The sequence below is a fragment of the Kribbella capetownensis genome (genome assembly GCF_004331485.1).
GTDB classification, from domain to species: Bacteria; Actinomycetota; Actinomycetes; order Propionibacteriales; family Kribbellaceae; genus Kribbella; species Kribbella capetownensis.
This window is the reverse complement of record NZ_SJKD01000001.1, coordinates 78,267-96,225: the sequence shown is the minus strand read 5'-3', so window position 1 is coordinate 96,225 and position 17,959 is coordinate 78,267. Positions and strand designations below refer to the sequence as shown.

Sequence of the window (17,959 nt, the reverse complement as noted above, 5' to 3'; positions counted from 1 at the left end):
CCGGTGGCCGAGGCCCCGATACCGAATCACCAGCCCGAGATCCGCAGGGCCCGCCGGAAGGCGAACCTGGTCGGGTGGTTGTTCATCAGTCCGATCGTGGTCGGAGTGGTGGCCTTCCAGTTCTTCCCGATCCTGGTCTCGATCGGGGCCTCGCTGACCGACTGGAACGGCATCTCGGCGCCGAAGTTCGTCGGGCTCCGCAACTTCACCGAGCTGTTCGGCAACGACCCGCTGTTCATCCAGACGTTCAAGAACACGATCTACTTCACGCTGGCGAGCATTCCGCTGACGATCGGGATCGGCCTGGTGCTGGCACTGCTGTGTGCCCGGCCGATCCGCGGGGTGGCGTTCTTCCGGACGGCGTACTTCGCGCCGTACGTGACGAACGTGGTCGCGATCGGGTTCGTCTGGTTCTGGTTCTTCCAGCCTGACAACGGTGTGGTGAACGGGCTGCTCGACCAGGTCGGCATCCCCGGACCGCAATGGTTGTCCAGTTCCACCTGGGCGATGCCGGCGGTGATCATGGTCAGCGTCTGGCAGGGCATCGGGTACCCGATGATCATCCTGCTCGCCGGTCTGCAAGGGCTGCCGGCGGAGTACTTCGAATCCGCGAAGATCGACGGCGCCGGAGCGTTCCAGCGGTTGCGGTTCATCACGCTGCCGCTGCTGACACCGCACTTCCTGTTCCTGCTGATCACGCAGTTCATCACGTCGTTCCAGGTGTTCGGCCTGATCTACGTGATGACCAAGGGCGGGCCCGGCCACGCCACCAGCGTCTACATCTTCAACATCTACCAGAACGCGTTCGGCTTCGGGAAGGTCGGCTACGCCTCGGCGATGGCGTGGATCCTCTTCGCGGTGATCGCGGCCGTCACGTTCCTGCAGTGGAAGTTCCAGAAGAGGTGGGTGTTCTACTCATGAGACTGGTGAGCAAGACCTCGCAGTACGTCGTGATGTCGCTGTTCGCGGTGATCTTCCTGGCGCCGTTGGTCTGGATGGTCAGCGCGTCGCTGCGGCCGGAGGCGAAGGTGCTGTCGGTGCCGCCGCAGTTCCTGCCCACCGACGCGCAGTGGGACAACTACCGGCAGGTCTTCGAGCTGATCCCGGTGTTCCTCTGGAACAGCGTGAAACTCGCCGGGCTGAACGTGGTCGGCATCCTGATCGTCGCGTCGATGGCGGGCTACGCGTTCGCGCGGTTGCGGTTCGCCGGCCGGGACGCGGCGTTCATGGTGCTACTGGCGACCTCGATCATCCCGGGCATCGCCTACCTGATCCCGCAGTACATCGTGTTCCGCCAGATCGGCTGGGTGGACACGCAGTACCCGCTGTGGGTGCCGAAGGTGCTCACACCGGTGTTCGCGACGTTCCTGATGCGGCAGTCCTTCCTGACCATCCCGCAGGAACTCGAGGACGCGGGCAAGATCGACGGGGCGTCCACGTTCGGCATCTACTGGCGGATCATGCTGCCGCAGACCAAGCCGGCGCTGGCCGCGATCGGGGTGTTCACGTTCCTCGAGTCGTGGAACGACCTGTTCGGTCCGCTGATCTACATCAATTCCGAGAACCTGCAGACGCTGCCGGTGGCGCTGGCCCAGTTCCAGGGCGAGTACTTCACCCAGATCAGTCTGCTGATGTGCGGGGCAACCGTCTCGGTGGTCCCCGTCATCGTCGTCTTCCTCTTTGCGCAGCGCTATTTCATCCAAGGCATCACGATGACAGGAATGAAGGGGTGAGCACCGTGCCGGAGCGGCTCGTTGCCATGCAGATCGGAGCGGTTTCGTTCGTCGACGAAGGCGTCGACCAGACACTCGACATCCTGGCCGACCGGGGCGCGGTCAACGCGCTCTTCCTGGCCACACCGACCTGGACCCGGGGCACCGGCGGCCGCCAGATCCCCGGGCACCCGATTCCCGACCACGGCGTCTCCGAGTACGACCTCGGCTGGGTCGGCGGCAACTACGCGACGCCGCATCCGCAGTACTACGCCAACACCGCGCTCGGCTCGGTCGGCCGGGCGCCCGAACACCCCGAGCTCGACCTGCTCGGCGAGGTCATCCCGAAGGCGCGTGAGCGCGGGATCAAGTCGTTCGCCTGGATGGAGGAGAGCGGTGGCGCCCGCGAACTGCGGACCTACCCGAACTTCGCCAAGGTGCTCGAGGTGGACGCGTGGGGCCGTCCGGGCCGCCGGCCGTGTTTCAACAACCCGGACTACCGCAACTGGCACCTCGGGTTCGTCGAGGACTACGTGCAGAGCTATGAGCTCGACGGTCTGGCGTGGTGTTCGGAGCGGCCCGGCCCGCTGAACATGCTGATGCAGGGCACCGTCGAGGTGGCCGAGATCGGCTGCTTCTGCCGGCACTGCCAGCAGATCGCTCGCGACCGCGGCATCGACGTCGACCGCGCGATGCGCGGCTACCGTGAGCTGGTCGAGTGGAACCAGCGGGTCGGTGCCGGTGAGCGTCCGGTCGACGGCGCGTTCGTCACGTTCTGGCGGATCCTGCTGAACTTCCCCGAGGTGCTGTCCTGGCAGAACCTGTGGACCGAGAGCCAGCGACAGCTGTACCGCGACATCTACGGCGTCACCAAGGCGATCTCGCCCGAGGTCCAGGTCGGCTGGCACGTCTACCACAACATCTCGTTCAGCCCGTTCTATCGCGCCGATCAGGACTACACCGAGATGGCGAAGTTCTCCGATTTCATCAAGGTGGTCATCTACAACAACTGCGCCGGCCCGCGCTTCTTCACCTGGGTGAAGAGCATCTGCGGCTCGCTGTTCGCCGACGCGGAGCCCGAGGACGTCTACCCGTTGATGATGAAGCTGCTGCAGCTCGACGAAGGCGCGTACGAGAAGCTGCCGCAGACGGGCTTCACCGCGGACTACGTACGCCGCGAGACCGAGCGCGCCGTGGCCGGAGTCGGCGGGCAGAGCGCGATCTACCCGGGCATCGACATCGACATCCCGGTCGGCGTCGCCAAGCAGCGCGGGCTGGAGAAGCCGCGTGACGTCGGCACCAAGATCAACTGGGACGACAACGAGGGCGAGCTGACCGCCTGCACCCGAGAGTCGGTGCGGGACGCGACCCTGGCCGCGTTCGAGGGAGGCGCAGAGGGCGTCGTACTGAGTCGCAAGTACTCCGAGATGCTGCTGGAGAACCTGTCCGGCGCCGGCGACGCGATCCGGAGTCTCAAGTGACCCAGCCGGTGACACAGCCTTGGTATCAGCGCACACTCCGGTGGGCGCAGACCAACCTGACCGAGAAGGACCCGGCCCGGTACGACGCCGACTGGTGGCGCGAGCACTGGCGTCGTACCCGGGTGCAGGGCGTGATCGTCAACGCGGGCGGGATCGTCGCGTACTACCCGAGCAAGTTCGAGCTGCAGCACCGGGCCGAGTTCCTCGGCGATCGCGACCTGTACGGCGAGATCGTCGAGCTGGCCAAGGAGGACGGGCTGACCGTGCTCGCACGGATGGACTCCAACCGGGCCCACCAGCCCTTGTACGACGCCCATCCGGACTGGTTCGCGGTCGATGCCGACGGCAACCCTCACCGGGCCGGGGAGCTGTACGTCGCCTGTGTCACCGGGCCGTACTACCGGGAGTTCCTGACCGGGATCCTCGAGGAGATCATCGAACGGACCGCGCCGGACGGGATCACCGACAACAGCTGGAGCGGTCTGGGCCGGGACACGATCTGCTACTGCCCGAACTGCCGGGACAGCTTCGGCCAGGACCTCCCCACCAGGGTGGACTGGGCCGACCCGACCTACCGGCAGTGGATCCGGTGGAGTTACGACCGGCGGCTGGCGGTGTGGGACCTGAACAACGAGGTGACCCGCCGCGCCGGCGGTCCGGACTGCCTGTGGATCGGCATGAACGGCGGCGAGGTCGTTGCCCAGAGCAAGCGGCTGCGTGACGACGTGGAGATCTGCAAGCGCGCTTCGATCTTCATGCTCGACTCGCAGTGGCGCCACGACGAGTCCGGCTTCCAGGCCAACTCCGACAGCGGCAAGCGGCTGCACGGCCTGCTCGGCTGGGACACGCTGATCCCGGAGAGCACAGCGATGTACGACGCGGGGACGCCGACGTTCCGGCTCGGGAGCAAGCCCGCGCCGGAGGCCCGGATGTGGGCGGTCGAGGGATTCGCCGGCGGCATCCAGCCGTGGTGGCACCACATCGGTTCGGTGCACGAGGATCGGCGGCAGTACGCGACCGCCGAGCCGTTGTTCCGGTGGCACGAGGAGAACGATCGGTATTTGGTGAACCGCGAGCCGGTCGCCACGGTCGGGCTGCTGTGGAGTCAGCGCAGCGTGGACTTCCATGGCAAGGCCGATCCGGAGACGACCAGCTGGTTGCCGTACCGCGGCTGGGTCGACGCACTGGTCCGGGCCCGGATCCCGTACCTGCCGGTGCACGAGGTCGACCAGCGGTTCGCGGTGATCGTCGTACCGAACGTCGGAGTCCTGACCGACGAGCAGTGCGTCGCGCTACGCGAGTACGTCGATGGTGGCGGGCGGCTCGTGGTCACCGGTGAGTCGAGCCTGTACGACGAGTGGGGCGATCGGCGCGACGACTTCGCGCTGGCCGACCTGCTCGGCGTCCATCACGAGGGCAAGTCGCTCGAGGCCGGCACGGTCGACTGGGAGACGTACGCCGCGCATTCGTACCTGCGGATCGAGGACCGGGTGATCGCGGACGGCTTCGACGACACCGATGTGTTGCCGTTCGGCGGGCAGTTGGAAATGGTCGCGGCATCCGGGGCAGCGGTGACCTACGTTCCGCCGTTCCCGATCTATCCGCCCGAGAAGTCGTGGATGTCCGAGCCGCGGACCGACGTACCCGTGGTGGTGCTCGGCGAGCGGACGGCGTACCTGGCGGCGGACCTCGACCGGATGTACGCGCAGTACCACCATCCGGATCACGGTCGGCTGCTGGCGAACCTGGTCCGGTGGGCCGCCCGGGACGACATCCCGTTGCAGGTGGAAGGAGCCGGCGTACTCGACTGCCAGGTCTACCGGCAGGACGACGCGCTCGTGCTGCACCTGGTCAACCTCGATCAAGGTGGTGCGTGGCGCGGGCGGCTGGAGGAGCTGACGCCGGCCGGGCCGTTCACCGTCCGGATCCGGGGGACCGGCGACCGGGCCCGCTTCCTGGTCGCGGGCGGGGAGGCGGAGGTGAAGACCGACGACGGCTGGATTACGGTCGAGGTGGCGAGGATCGCCGATCACGAGGTCGTGGTTGTGACTGAGAGGGAGTGAGTTCGTGGCAGTCGAGGTCATCGGTGCACGACGCGCGCGGTACGACGAGATCCTGACCGAGCGGGCGCTCGGCCTGATCGAGCGGTTGCACCGCGAGTACGACGGGCGGCGGCGCGAGCTGCTCGACCGTCGCCGCGAGCGGGTCGCCGAGATCGCCGCCGGCGCATCGCTGGGATTCCTGGCGGAGACCAAGGACGTCCGCGACGAACCGGACTGGCGGGTCGCCGCGGCCGCGCCGGGGCTGGTCGACCGGCGGGTGGAGATCACCGGGCCGACCGACCGGAAGATGACGATCAACGCCCTGAACTCGGGCGCCAAGGTGTGGCTGGCCGACCAGGAGGACGCGAACACGCCGACCTGGGACAACGTGGTCGGCGGCCAGCTGAACCTGCTCGACGCGATCACCCGGCAGATCGACTTCAGCACCGATGCCAAGAGCTACACGCTGAAGCCGGACGACGAACTGGCCACCATCGTCGTCCGGCCGCGGGGCTGGCACCTGCCGGAGAAGCACCTCCTGATCGACGGCGAGCAGACGTCGGGGGCGCTGGTCGACTTCGCGCTCTACCTCGCCGCCTCCGGGCAGCTGCAGATCGATCGTGGGCAGGGTCCGTACTTCTACCTGCCGAAGATGGAGTCGCACCTGGAGGCGCGGCTCTGGAACGACGTGTTCGTGACCGCGCAGGAAGAGCTCGGCATCCCCCGCGGGACGATCCGGGCCACCGTGCTGATCGAGACGTACCCGGCCGCGTTCGAGATGGAGGAGATCCTCTACGAGCTGCGCGAGCACTCGGCCGGTCTGAACGCGGGGCGCTGGGACTACATGTTCAGCGTGATCAAGACGCACCGGACCCGGGGCGCCGACTTCCAGCTGCCCGACCGCAACAGCGTCACGATGACAGTTCCGTTCATGCGGGCGTACACCGAGCTGCTGGTGCGGACCTGCCACAAGCGTGGCGCACACGCGATCGGCGGGATGGCGGCGTTCATCCCGAGCAAGGACCCGGCGGTGAACGAGCAGGCGTTCACCAAGGTCGAGGCGGACAAGACGCGCGAGGCCGGCGACGGGTTCGACGGCTCGTGGGTGGCGCACCCCGGGATGGTCGAGACCTGCCGGACCGTTTTCGACTCGGTGCTCGGGGACAAGCCCAACCAGCTGGACAAGCTCCGCGAGGACGTCCAGGTGACGGCCGAGCAGTTGCTCGACGTCGCGTCGACGCCGGGTGCGGTGACCGAGGCCGGCCTGCGGAACAACGTCAGCGTCGCGATCCAGTATCTGGCGGCGTGGCTTGAAGGGACCGGCGCGGTCGGGATCTTCAACCTGATGGAGGACGCGGCGACGGCCGAGATCTCCCGGTCGCAGATCTGGCAGTGGCGCCTCAACGGCGTCGTACTGGACACCGGGGAGACCGTCACGACCGAGCTGGTCGAGCGGATCGCCGACGAAGAGATCCTGAAGCTCGACCAGTACCTGCGCTACCAGTCCGCCCGGGCTCTGTTCCTGGAGGTTGCGAACTCAGAAGAGTACGTCGACTTCCTGACGCTGCCCGCCTACGAACGGTTCGACTGAGGCCAGCCCCTTGGCTGACACCTGAGACACAGGTCGGCGCGGGCGCTACGCCCGCCCCAGCTGGGCTGCCCGTGGAGATGCTCGCGGGTACGGCGGTTGGTCCAAGTCAGCTGGTGATCCGTTGAGCTGCACGGTTGTACGGTCAAATTTTCGGGGCATAACCGTTCATTTCAAGGGATAACTCCCGAAACGTCGCCGGCGTGCGAGCGGTTCGACTGAGCTGCCGGGCGACGGGAGTGATGGGTATGGGGAGCGCGCAGCGCACCGGATCCGGAGGGTTGCACTCCCCGAACGGGCTAGTTGCGGGTGGGCGGGTCGACATTCACTGTGGGGATGCCGCCGCCCGCCCGGGCGATGATCGCCAGGGACGGCTCGCTACTCGGGTTGCTCTCGCGATGCACCGTGAACGCGGGCACGTGGACGAAGTCGCCGGCGACCGCGTCGAGGTACTCGTCGGTGCCCTCGAACTCCAGCCGCAGTACGCCGGAGACGATGTAGAGGCTGCTCTCGTTCTTGTCGTGGTGATGCCAGCCGGAGATCGCTCCGGGGTCGGTGATGACCTTCCCGGCCCAGAGGATCGGCAGCTCGAACGCCCGCATCCGCAGCATGCCGGAGGTCGGGTCGGCGGCCACCAGGTCGCCTGCCTTGATGACGCGAACAGGTTCGCTCATACCAGCAGTCTGACGTCCCCCGGGCGCACTCGCCACCGGGGGCCGGCAGATGCAACCCGCCGGGCGCGCGGTCAACCACGCGTGATGCGCCTAGGCTGCGAAGCATGGCAAGCATCGTGTTGCGGGTCCGGCTGACCAGCGGTGATCAGCTGGATGTCACCTACGAGAAGGCTGCCGCGGCCGACGACAACGAGGTCGTCGAACACGCCATCGCCGAACTCGCGGGTGATCCCGGCGTCCTGCGCTGCCGGCATGGCGACCGGGACATCGTGCTGTACGCGCGCGGAGTCGCCGCGATCGAGGTCGCGCCGCGGGGTGCGGTCCTGTAACCGCGGAGTGATGCCCTGGCGCCGGCTCGCCAGGGCATCCGGATCCGTTCAGCGCTTGCCGGGATAGGCGGCGTCGACTTCGACCTCGACAAGCCAGCCGGTCACTGGGAGGTTCTCGATCTCGAGGGCGAAGCGGGAGGGCCGGGACTTGTTGACGACGAACGGCTTGGCGGGTGGCGCCGTACCGAGTGGGACCGGGACGTACCGACCTGTGGTGAGGTCGGTGTTGGCGAAGTACTGGCGGTAGGCGCGGTTCCAGCCGGCGAAGTCGGCGGTGGTGGCGCCGGCCGGGTTCTGCAGGAAGACGCGCATCGTGTAGACGTCCGCGTACGACAGACCCGCGGCCTGGAGGTTCTCGCCGATGCGGCGGAGCACGTTGATGCCTTGGGCCTCGGTGATGGTGACCCCGGCGGGCAGGGCGCCGCCGGGGAAGACGGTGGTGTCGACGTACGACGCTTCCGACCCGGCGGGAGCGTCCGTGTTCAGGGCGGTCGGACCGATGCCGCTGGTCTTGTAGACGGGAGTGTTGGCCCCGATGCTGACACCGGTGGCGATCATCGGGTTGGACTGGCCGGCCGGGAGCGCGGGAACGACGGTGCCCGGCTTCGGCGGCTTCGGTCTGTCCCACCAGCCCGCGGCGGTGGACGCTCCGGCGGTGAAGGACACGACAAGGGCGACCAGGCCGGCGATCACGCGGGTCTTCATCGGCCCGCCACGACGCGGTCGTGCAGGGCGGTCACGGTCGCGCGGGCGGAGACGATCGCACCGTGCTGCCAGGCGATGGTGTGCGACAGGTGGTCGCCGGCGAAGTAGATGTTGCCGGTGGCATCGAGGAGCCGGGCGTAGATCCCGTCGGTCTGGGACGGCCAGCTGACCCAGGACGCCTCGGAGTACTTCGTGCCCATCCAGTTCACCGAGAACGCCGCCTTGACGTTCTTGGTGTACACGTCTCCGTGGATCTTGGCGCCCTGCATCAGCGCGCGTTCCAGCCGGGCGGCCGGCGTCAGAGCGCCGTACGCGGTGGCGTTGGCGCCGGTGTTGTAGTAGCCGATGACTGTGCCGCGCTCGCCGTGGAAGCCCGTCGACGGGTACCAGGTGTTGACCGTGTCGAGGCTGCTGTTGGTGATGCCGCCGTAGATCCGGTGGTCCTCCTCCCACCAGCGGCGGCCGTACTCGATGCCGATCTTGCCCGCGTTCGTGGGCCGGGCGTACTTCAGGGCCTCGAGGATCGGGGCCGGCAGGTTGGACGGGACCTTCGCTGCCAGGTGCGGCGGCAGCGTGCAGATCGCGTAGTCCGCCGTGAGCACCCGGCTCCACGTTCCGGTCTTGTAGGTGACCTCGACGCCCGCGCCGGTGTTGCGCAGCGCGGTCACCTCGGCGCCGTACCGGATCTTGTCCTTGCCGATCGCCTTCTCGAACGCGTACGGGATCCGGTCCATCCCGCCGACCGGCTGGAACATCATCATCGCCTGGTCCCAGCCGAACTCGAACGAGAAGTAGTTGCCGACGCCACTGGCGAAGACATCGCTCAACGGGTAGGGCGCGGCCGTCGTACCGCCTTCCATCCCGGCGCCCGGTTCGACTTCGTAGCCGCGTCGGCCGTCGGTGCCGGTGTAGGCGAAGCCGGCCGCCTTGTTCCCGATCGCACCGAAGCTGCTGAGGAATCCGATCAGCGCCTCCTTGTCGGTCGCCGTCAGCAGGCTGTCGAGGGCGCCCTGGTCGGTTGCCGTGGCGAGCAGTTCGGAGACGTATCCGTACACGTCGGCCTTGGCGGTGCGGTGCCGGATCGCTTTGCCGGAAAGGGCAGTGGAGCCTTCGCGGTACAGGTACGCGTCGGCGTTCTGGTTGACGAACGGCTCGATCGCGACGCCGAGTTCACGGCAGTACTCGAGCGTCAGGTGGTGCTGGGGGAGACGGCCCGGCCCGGCGTTCATGTACTGGCCGGGGGAGAACGTCGCCCGTTGGGTGTTGCCGACCAGATCGGTCTCCGTGGTGCCGCCGCGGACCGTCCAGTTGCGGCCGCCCGGGCGATTGCGGGCTTCCAGCAGCGTGACCTTGTAACCGGCCTTGAGCAGTTCGTACGCCGAGGTCAGGCCGGCGATCCCGGCACCGAGGACGACGATGTGCTTGGTGTTGCGGCCGTTCAGCTCGACGCGCGACGGAGCGGCGTACGCGGGGGTCTCGGCGACGCTCGTGAGGCCGAGCGCCGACATCGTGGAGTACAGGACACCGGCCCCACCGGTGATACCGACCTGCTGCAGGAACTGACGTCTGGTCTGCGCCATGCCTTCTCCTCACTGGGCAACGGGGTAGCTGACCAGAAAGGTAAAGACTTGATGTTTTCGCTCTGTGTCCGGGCGGTGACGACCTGAGACCGATACTGAAAGGTATGTTTCGGATTAACGAACCTGTTGGAGCTGGGGCCGTAAAGCCTTCACGACCGGCGCGATCTCGGCGTACACCCCTGGGTAGTTGGGCTCGGCGCAGCCGCTGCCCCAGGAGACGAGACCGAGCAAGCGGCCGTTGAGGACGAGCGGTCCGCCGGAGTCGCCCTGGCAGGCGTCGCCGGTGCCGTTGAGGTAGCCGGCGCAGACGTTCGACGCGGCCGCGTAACCGCCGGCGACGTACTCCCTGTTCGCCAGGCAGACGTCGTCGCCGAGGTCGGGCACGGCCAGCTTCTGCAGCGTGTCTTCGGGTCCCGTCCCCGCGGTGTCGCCCCAGCCGTAGACAGTCGGTACAACGCCCCGCCGGTCGGCCTTCGGGTTCGTCTCGAGTCGCATCATCGGCACACCGGTGAACGGCTTGGCCAGGGTCAGGACGGCGAAGTCGTTGCGGTTCGTCTTCGCGCTGTACTCCGGATGAATCCACACCTTGCTGATCCCGGACACCCGGCCGACCGAGTCGTCCCGCAGATCGGCCCGTCCCTGGATCGCCGTGTACGACGCCACCGCCCGGCCCATGCAATGCGCGGCGGTCAGCACCTTGTCCGGCCGCACCAGCACCCCACTGCAATACCGTCCGGTCGGCCGCACGGACGCGGTGTTGGTCAGCGCCACCGCCCACGGAGCCTCACTGACACTCGCCAGCGTCCCCCCGACAATCAACTTCTTCCCCGTGGACGCCGACACCGCTCCCGCCGACACCACCACGAGAATCACCGCCAGCACAGCAGCCCGTCGCAACATGCCGACGAACTTACTCCAGGTAAGCAGTCGACAGCGGAAGGTGGCCACCCCGACCACGCGTGCCGGGGTGGCCACGTCGGTGGCCGCCTGTGACGACTCCTGACCGCCGAACGTCTTGTTCAGAACGGCGATCTGCCGCGAGATCTGGGAGTTGGTCACGTCGCCGTTGCCGGCCGCGTCACGCATCACGTTCACGTAGACCGGTACGGTCGCCGCGGCCAGGGCACCCTTCGGTACTGCGGTGCCACGGGCCTTCAGGATCTGTGCGGTCCTGGCTTCGATCGCCTTCTGCTCGGCAGCGGAGATGTCCCGGGTGTCCGGGCCGTGGCCGCCCTTGGCCGTGGCATTCCCGGGCGGCGCGTTCCTCCGGGTCGGGCCACTGGGCGGGCGGCCGGTTGCTCGGCATCCTCCGCACCAGGTCCCTTCTCCGGAAGCGATCGCCGGCGAATCTCCCGCGGTCTAGGGAAAACCTTCAGTGCTCGCGGGAGCGTACAGGCTCGGGTTTCACAAGCGCGCCATCCCGGAGTCGGCAAGGCCTGGTGAGAAAACTACGACTAGTTGCAGGGGGTGCGTCGGAGAGCTACCGGTGATCGAGGGACCCCGGCATGGCGTGTCCGGGGGTGGGGGTGGCTACTGTCGTCGGGTGCAGAAATGGCCTGGTCGTCCTTACCCTCTCGGTGCCACGTACGACGGCGCCGGGACCAACTTCGCGGTGTTCTCGGAGGTAGCGGAACGAGTGGACCTGGCCCTGGTCGCCGACGACGGGACCGAGCAACTGGTGCAGCTGACCGAGGTGGACGGGTTCGTCTGGCACGCGTTCCTGCCGGCGGTCCAGCCAGGTCAGCGGTACGGGTTCCGGGTGCACGGCCCGTACAACCCGGCCGATGGCCACCGGTGCAACCCCTCCAAGCTGCTGCTCGATCCGTACGCGAAGGCCATCGACGGGCAGATCGACGGTGACGAGTCGCTGTTCAGCTACCGGTTCGGCAACCCGGACGAGCTGAACACGATGGACAACCGCGAGCACACGATGCTGTCGGTGGTGACGAACCCGTTCTTCGACTGGGGCAACGACCGGCCGCCCGAGCACGCCTACCACCAGACGGTGATCTATGAGGCACACGTCAAGGGCCTGACCAAGACCCACCCGGCGCTGCCGGAGGACATCCGCGGCACGTACGCCGGGATCGGGCACCCGGCGATCGTCGAGCACCTCAAGGAGCTCGGGGTGTCGGCGATCGAGCTGATGCCGATCCACCAGTTCGCCCAGGACGGCCACCTGCAGGAGCTCGGCCTGTCGAACTACTGGGGCTACAACACGATCGGCTTCTTCGCGCCGCACAACGACTACGCGGCCGGCGGCACCCGCGGTCAGCAGGTGACCGAGTTCAAGACGATGGTGAAGGCCCTGCACGAGGCGGACATCGAGGTCATCCTCGACGTGGTCTACAACCACACCGCGGAGGGCAACGAGTTCGGTCCGACCCTGTCGTTCAAGGGCATCGACAACGCGGCGTACTACCGGCTGGTGGATGCCGACAAGCGGCACTACTACGACACCACCGGCACCGGGAACAGCCTGCTGATGCGGCACCCGCACGTGCTGCAGCTGATCATGGACTCGCTGCGCTACTGGGTCACCGAGATGCACGTCGACGGGTTCCGCTTCGACCTGGCCGCCACCCTGGCCCGCCAGTTCCACGAAGTCGACCGGCTGTCGGCGTTCTTCGACCTGGTCCAGCAGGACCCGGTGGTGAGTCAGGTCAAGCTGATCGCCGAGCCGTGGGACGTCGGCGACGGCGGCTACCAGGTGGGCAACTTCCCACCGCTGTGGACCGAGTGGAACGGCAAGTTCCGCGACACCGTGCGGGACTTCTGGCGCGGCGAGAAGTACACGCTGGCCGAGTTCGCCTCCCGGCTGACCGGCTCGTCGGACCTGTACCAGGACGACAGCCGCCGGCCACTGGCGAGCATCAACTTCATCACCGCGCACGACGGCTTCACGCTGCGCGACCTGGTCTCCTACAACGACAAGCACAACGAGGCGAACGGCGAGGGCGGCAAGGACGGCGAGAGCCACAACCGCTCCTGGAACTGCGGTGTCGAGGGCGAGACCGAGGATGCCGAAGTCCTCGAGCTGCGGGGCAGGCAGCAGCGCAACTTCCTGACCACGCTGCTGATCTCGCAGGGCGTGCCGATGATCGCCCACGGCGACGAGCTCGGCCGGACCCAGCGCGGCAACAACAACGTCTACTGCCAGGACAACGAGATCGCCTGGGTCGACTGGGAGCTGTCCGATCCGCAGAAGGACCTGCTGGAGTTCACCAGCCTGCTGGTCAAGCTGCGCAACAACCACCCGGTACTGCGTCGTCGCCGCTTCTTCCACGGCGACACCGGTGTCGACGGACTCGGCGACCTGGTCTGGTTCACCCCGATGGGCACCGAGATGCAGAACGGCGACTGGCAGCGCGACGACGCCCGCGCGATCGCCGTGTTCCTGAACGGCGACGCGATCTCCGAGCCGGACCAGCGCGGTGAGCCGGTGGTGGACGACTCGTTCCTGGTCCTGCTGAACAGCGACTACGAACCGCAGGACTTCCTGCTCCCACCCAAGGAGTACGGCGAGAACTGGACGGTGGTCGTGGACACGACGACCGCGCAGGGCGGCGCGGGCGACGAGCCGCATGCCGCCGGCAGCACAATGCGGCTGGAGGCGCGCAGCACGCTCGTCCTGACCCGCCCGAGGCAGGCTGCGGGATGACAGCGGCCCCGCAGGCCACCTACCGGTTGCAGCTGTACGCCGGTTTCGGGTTCGACGATGCCGCCACGGTGGTCCCGTACCTGCACAGCCTCGGGATCTCCCACGCGTACCTGTCCCCGATCCTTCAGGCCGCGCCCGGCTCCACCCATGGGTACGACGTAGTGGATCACAGCCGGCTGTCGGACGCGGCCGGTGGCCGTGCCGCGTTCGACAGGCTGGCCGCACGGCTGCGCGACCATCGCATGGGCGCGGTGGCGGACGTCGTACCGAATCATGTCGCGGTGCCGACGCCTGCGCGGCTCAACAAGGCGCTGTGGTCGGTGCTGCGGGACGGACCGGGGTCGCCGTACGCGGAGTGGTTCGACGTCGACTGGGGTTCGGGGAACCAGCCGTTGCTGATGGCTGTGCTGGGTCAGCGGATCGGCAGGGTGCTCGCGGACGGCGAGTTGTCGATCGACGGCGACGTACTGCGGTACTACGACCATGAGTACCCACTGCGGCCGGGCACTGAGGATCTGCCGCTCGCGGAGCTGGTGACGGAGCAGTGGTACCGCCTCGCGCACTGGCGGGTCGCGGACGAGGAGCTGAACTACCGGCGCTTCTTCGACGTGGACACGCTCGCCGCCGTCCGCGTGGAGACGCAGGAGGTCTTCGAAGCCACGCACGAGCTGCTGCTGGAGTTGCTGCACGACGGCGAGCTCAACGGCTTCCGCATCGACCATCCGGACGGGCTGGCCGACCCGCGCGGGTATCTGCGCCGGCTGGCCGAGCGGACCGGTGGCGCGTGGGTCGTGGTGGAGAAGATCCTCGAAGGCGACGAGGAGCTGCCACGCGACTGGCCCTGCGCGGGCACCACCGGGTACGACGCCCTGCTCCGCGTCGGCGGTCTCTTCGTCGACCCGGCGGGTGCAGCGCCGCTGTCTGCCCTCCACTCCGAGCTGACCGGTGAGCCTGCCGACTTCGCACCCGTTGTGGAGCAGGCGAAGCGCGAGATCGTCCAGCACGGGCAGTACGCCGAGGTGCACCGGCTGGTCGAGTTGCTGGCTCGCATCTGCCAGGACGACGTACGGCTGCGTGACCACACGAGGCGTGCGTTCCATGAGGTGGTCGTCGAACTGCTGGTCCACTTCGATATCTATCGGGCGTACGTCATCCCAGGGGAGCCGCCCTCGCCGACCGCGGTGCAGGCGTTGGAGCGGGCGGCCGAGAAGGCGCGGGAGAATCTCGACGACGACCGGCGGGAGACGCTGGATGTCGTCCTGCATCTGCTGCTGGGTCGCGAGACGAGCCGGATCGACGAGCATGCGCGGCACGAGCTGATCGTCCGGTTCCAGCAGACCTGTGGTCCGGTGATGGCGAAGGGCGTCGAGGACACCGCGTTCTACCGGTGGTTCCGGCTGACGTCGCTGAACGAGGTCGGTGGGGACCCCGAGCACTTCGGCGTGACCCCGGAGGAGTTCCACGCGTTCGCGGCCCGGCTGAACCAGCACTGGCCGAAGACGATGACCACACTGTCCACCCACGACACCAAGCGGTCCGAGGACGTGCGTGCGCGGCTCGGTGTGCTGTCCGAGCAGCCGGCAGCCTGGTCGGAGGCGGTGCGCGAGTGGCGGCGGCTGTCTGAGGACCACCGGAGCCCGCTGCTCGACGGCAGCACGGAGTACCTGTTCTGGCAGACCCTCTTCGGCACCTGGGACGACGGACCGCTGCCCGAGGATCGCGTACAGGCCTATCTGCTCAAGGCGATCCGCGAAGCGAAGCGCCACACCACCTGGACCTCACCGGACGAGGAGTACGAGCAGGCCGTCGCCGCCTTCGCCACGGCGATCCTGGCCGACTCCGCAGTGCTGGACTCGGTACGACGGTTTGCCGCCAAGCAATCCGGATTCGTCCGGGCGGCGACGCTCGGCCAGAAGTTGGTGCAGCTGACGATGCCCGGCGTACCGGATGTGTACCAAGGCACCGAGGTGGTCGACCTGTCGCTGGTGGACCCGGACAACCGGCGGCCGGTCGACTACGAGGACCGGATCGCCCGTTTGCTGCGGCTGGACGAGGGCGGCAAGCCGGACGACCTGTCCGACGAGAAGCTGCTGGTCACCTCGCGAGCACTCCGCATCCGCCGGCAGTACCCGGAGGCCTTCGCGGGCAGCTACACCCCACTGCCCACCTCCAACGGTCACGCCGTTGCTTTCGCGAGGGGAGACGCGGTGATCACGGTGGCAACCCGGCTGCCGGCCGCTCTGCATCGCCTGGGTGGTTGGGGCGACAGCACAGTGGTGCTGCCGAGCGGTCAGTGGAAGAACGTGTTGACCGGGCGCGAGGTGGGTAGTGGTGCAGCCCGGATCCACGAGCTGCTGGAGGACCTCCCGGTGGCCCTGCTCGTGAGGAGCTGAATGCATACCTTCCGTGTCTGGGCGCCGAGTGCGTCGTCGGTCGACCTGGTGTTGCGCGACGGCGTACTGCCCCTGCGCTGGGCAGCGGACGGCTGGTGGACGCGGGATGTGGTCGAGGCACATCACGGCACCGACTACGCCTTCGCCGTCGACGGCAGCGAGCCGCTCGCGGATCCGCGGAGCCCCTGGCAACCCGATGGCGTGCACGGCTTCAGCCGGGTGTTCGACGAAGACCGGTTCCGCTGGACCGACGGCGACTGGACCGGCCGGGGCGTGCGCGGCTCGGTGTTCTACGAGCTGCACGTCGGGACCTTCACCCTGGAAGGCACGCTGGACGCGGCCGCCGACCATCTGGACTACCTGGTGGCGCTGGGCGTCGAGGTGGTCTCGCTGATGCCCGTCGCCGCCTTCCCCGGCCGTCACGGCTGGGGGTACGACGGTGTGGACCTCTACGCCGTTCACGAGCCGTACGGCGGGCCTGAGGCGCTGCAGCGGTTCGTCAACCGGTGTCACGAGGTCGGTCTGGCCGTGTGCCTCGACGTCGTCTACAACCACCTCGGTCCGAGCGGGAACCGCCTGGACATGTACGGCCCGTACTTCACCGACCGGCATACGACGCCGTGGGGCCGCGCGGTCAACCTGGACGACACCGGGAGCACCGAGGTACGGCGGTGGATCTGCGACAACGCACTGCGGTGGTTCCGGTCGTTCCACCTCGACGCTTTGCGGCTGGACGCCGTACATGCGCTGGCTGACGAGAGCCCGACGCACCTGCTGGCGCAGTTGTCGACGGAGACCGCGGAGTTGTCGCGGGAGCTCGGACGGCCACTCGGTCTGGTGGCGGAGTCGGACCTGAACGACCCGCGGATGGTGGAGCCGGTGGCCGAGGGCGGTCTGGGGATGACTGCACAGTGGAGCGACGACTTCCACCATGCACTGCACACGCTGCTGACCGGCGAACGAGCCGGGTACTACGTGGACTTCGCTGAGCCGGGTGTGTTCGCGAAGACGCTCACCCAGGTGTTCCTGCACGACGGGTCGTACTCGACGTTCCGCGGGAAGGACTGGGGTCACCCGGTCGACCCGGCCAAGCACCGCGGCAGTGAATTCCTCGCGTACACGTCGAACCACGACCAGGTCGGCAACCGCGCGCTGGGCGACCGGCCGGCGCTGACGCCGGGCCAGCTTGCGATCGGCGCCGCTCTGGTGATCACGTCGCCGTACACGCCGATGCTGTTCATGGGTGAGGAGTGGGGAGCGTCGACGCCGTGGCGCTACTTCACCGACCACGACGAGCCGGCGCTGGCCGAGGCCGTCCGGACCGGTCGCCGGCGGGAGTTCGCGGCGCACGGCTGGAACGCCGACGAGATCCCGGACCCGCAGGATCCGGCGACGTGGCGCAGTTCGGTCCTCGACTGGACGGAGGTCGACGAGCCGCCGCACCGCGAACTGCTGGCCTGGTACCGCGACCTGCTGGCCCTCCGTGCCCGCACCCCGGACCTGCGCGACGACCGGATGGAGTCCGTCGGCATCGCGTACGACGCCGACGGGGACTGGATCGTGGTCACGCGGGGCCGGTTGCGGGTCGTGGTGAATCTGGCCGCGACCGAGTCCGTGGTCCCGGTCGACGGCGTTCCGGCGTACCAGCTGATGGCGTTCCTGCCGGCCGAACCGGTCGGCGAGGGCGTCCGGTTGGCGGGTCACGGCGTCGCGATCGTCATCGTCTGAGACTTTCCAACGGCCCGATTTCCGGCGCAATCCAACACAACCCGGCGTTCGAGCCTGTTCGTCGAT

Annotated in this window: 13 protein-coding genes; 9 read left to right on the top strand and 4 right to left on the bottom strand. The window is 67.9% G+C overall.

All coding sequences use genetic code 11. From position 1 onward, the window contains the following. Positions 1-3 precede the first annotated feature (3 nt). From E0H75_RS00500 to aceB, 5 genes are read left to right on the top strand one after another with little or no spacing between them, the layout of a single operon-like run. Positions 4-921 (top strand): carbohydrate ABC transporter permease, encoded by a 918-nt coding sequence (locus E0H75_RS00500; RefSeq protein ID WP_238162735.1) that lies wholly within the window; start codon positions 4-6, stop codon positions 919-921. After that, positions 918-1,733, top strand: a complete 816-nt coding sequence (locus E0H75_RS00495) for a carbohydrate ABC transporter permease (RefSeq protein WP_131511058.1) — start codon at positions 918-920, stop codon at positions 1,731-1,733. The genes E0H75_RS00500 and E0H75_RS00495 overlap by 4 nt, the downstream gene beginning before the upstream one ends. After that, positions 1,730-3,193, top strand: a complete 1,464-nt coding sequence (locus E0H75_RS00490) for an alpha-amylase family protein (protein ID WP_131511057.1) — start codon at positions 1,730-1,732, stop codon at positions 3,191-3,193. Before E0H75_RS00495 ends, E0H75_RS00490 begins: the two co-directional genes overlap by 4 nt. Beyond that, positions 3,190-5,256: an alpha-amylase family protein gene (locus E0H75_RS00485; RefSeq protein WP_131511056.1), complete on the top strand. Its 2,067-nt coding sequence runs from the start codon at positions 3,190-3,192 to the stop codon at positions 5,254-5,256. Before E0H75_RS00490 ends, E0H75_RS00485 begins: the two co-directional genes overlap by 4 nt. Before the next feature lie 4 nt (positions 5,257-5,260). Next, the gene (aceB, locus tag E0H75_RS00480) at positions 5,261-6,826 is read left to right on the top strand and encodes a malate synthase A (RefSeq protein ID WP_131511055.1); all 1,566 of its coding nucleotides are present in this window, start codon (positions 5,261-5,263) and stop codon (positions 6,824-6,826) included. Positions 6,827-7,122: 296 nt separating this feature from the next. Here aceB and E0H75_RS00475 read toward each other — a convergent pair whose 3' ends face one another. Then, positions 7,123-7,497, bottom strand: coding sequence for a cupin domain-containing protein (locus tag E0H75_RS00475; RefSeq protein ID WP_131511054.1), 375 nt, complete (start codon positions 7,495-7,497; stop codon positions 7,123-7,125). 104 nt (positions 7,498-7,601) lie between these two features. Between E0H75_RS00475 and E0H75_RS00470 the strand changes: the two genes are divergently transcribed. Further along, positions 7,602-7,826: a hypothetical protein gene (locus tag E0H75_RS00470; protein WP_131511053.1), complete on the top strand. Its 225-nt coding sequence runs from the start codon at positions 7,602-7,604 to the stop codon at positions 7,824-7,826. 48 nt (positions 7,827-7,874) lie between these two features. On the opposite strand, the gene E0H75_RS00465 is transcribed toward E0H75_RS00470, so the two are convergent. The 3 genes from E0H75_RS00465 to E0H75_RS00455 form a co-directional block, all read right to left on the bottom strand. Next, on the bottom strand, positions 7,875-8,531 hold the full coding sequence (locus tag E0H75_RS00465) for a Rid family hydrolase (RefSeq protein WP_131511052.1): 657 nt from the start codon (positions 8,529-8,531) through the stop codon (positions 7,875-7,877). Further along, entirely contained in the window at positions 8,528-10,111 is a 1,584-nt protein-coding gene (locus E0H75_RS00460; RefSeq protein WP_131511051.1) for a flavin monoamine oxidase family protein, read from the bottom strand. Before E0H75_RS00460 ends, E0H75_RS00465 begins: the two co-directional genes overlap by 4 nt. 114 nt (positions 10,112-10,225) lie before the next feature. Continuing rightward, positions 10,226-11,197: a S1 family peptidase gene (locus E0H75_RS00455; protein ID WP_238162734.1), complete on the bottom strand. Its 972-nt coding sequence runs from the start codon at positions 11,195-11,197 to the stop codon at positions 10,226-10,228. 457 nt (positions 11,198-11,654) lie between these two features. On the opposite strand from E0H75_RS00455, the gene glgX reads away from it, so the two are divergent. The 3 genes from glgX to treZ are packed head-to-tail and all read left to right on the top strand — an operon-like array spanning position 11,655 to position 17,893. After that, on the top strand, positions 11,655-13,772 hold the full coding sequence (gene glgX / locus E0H75_RS00450; protein ID WP_131511050.1) for a glycogen debranching protein GlgX: 2,118 nt from the start codon (positions 11,655-11,657) through the stop codon (positions 13,770-13,772). After that, a complete protein-coding gene (treY, locus tag E0H75_RS00445; protein WP_131511049.1) occupies positions 13,769-16,165 on the top strand; it encodes a malto-oligosyltrehalose synthase in 2,397 nt (798 codons plus the stop codon). Before glgX ends, treY begins: the two co-directional genes overlap by 4 nt. Next, positions 16,166-17,893, top strand: a complete 1,728-nt coding sequence (gene treZ / locus E0H75_RS00440) for a malto-oligosyltrehalose trehalohydrolase (RefSeq protein WP_131511048.1) — start codon at positions 16,166-16,168, stop codon at positions 17,891-17,893. Positions 17,894-17,959: the final 66 nt, after the last annotated feature.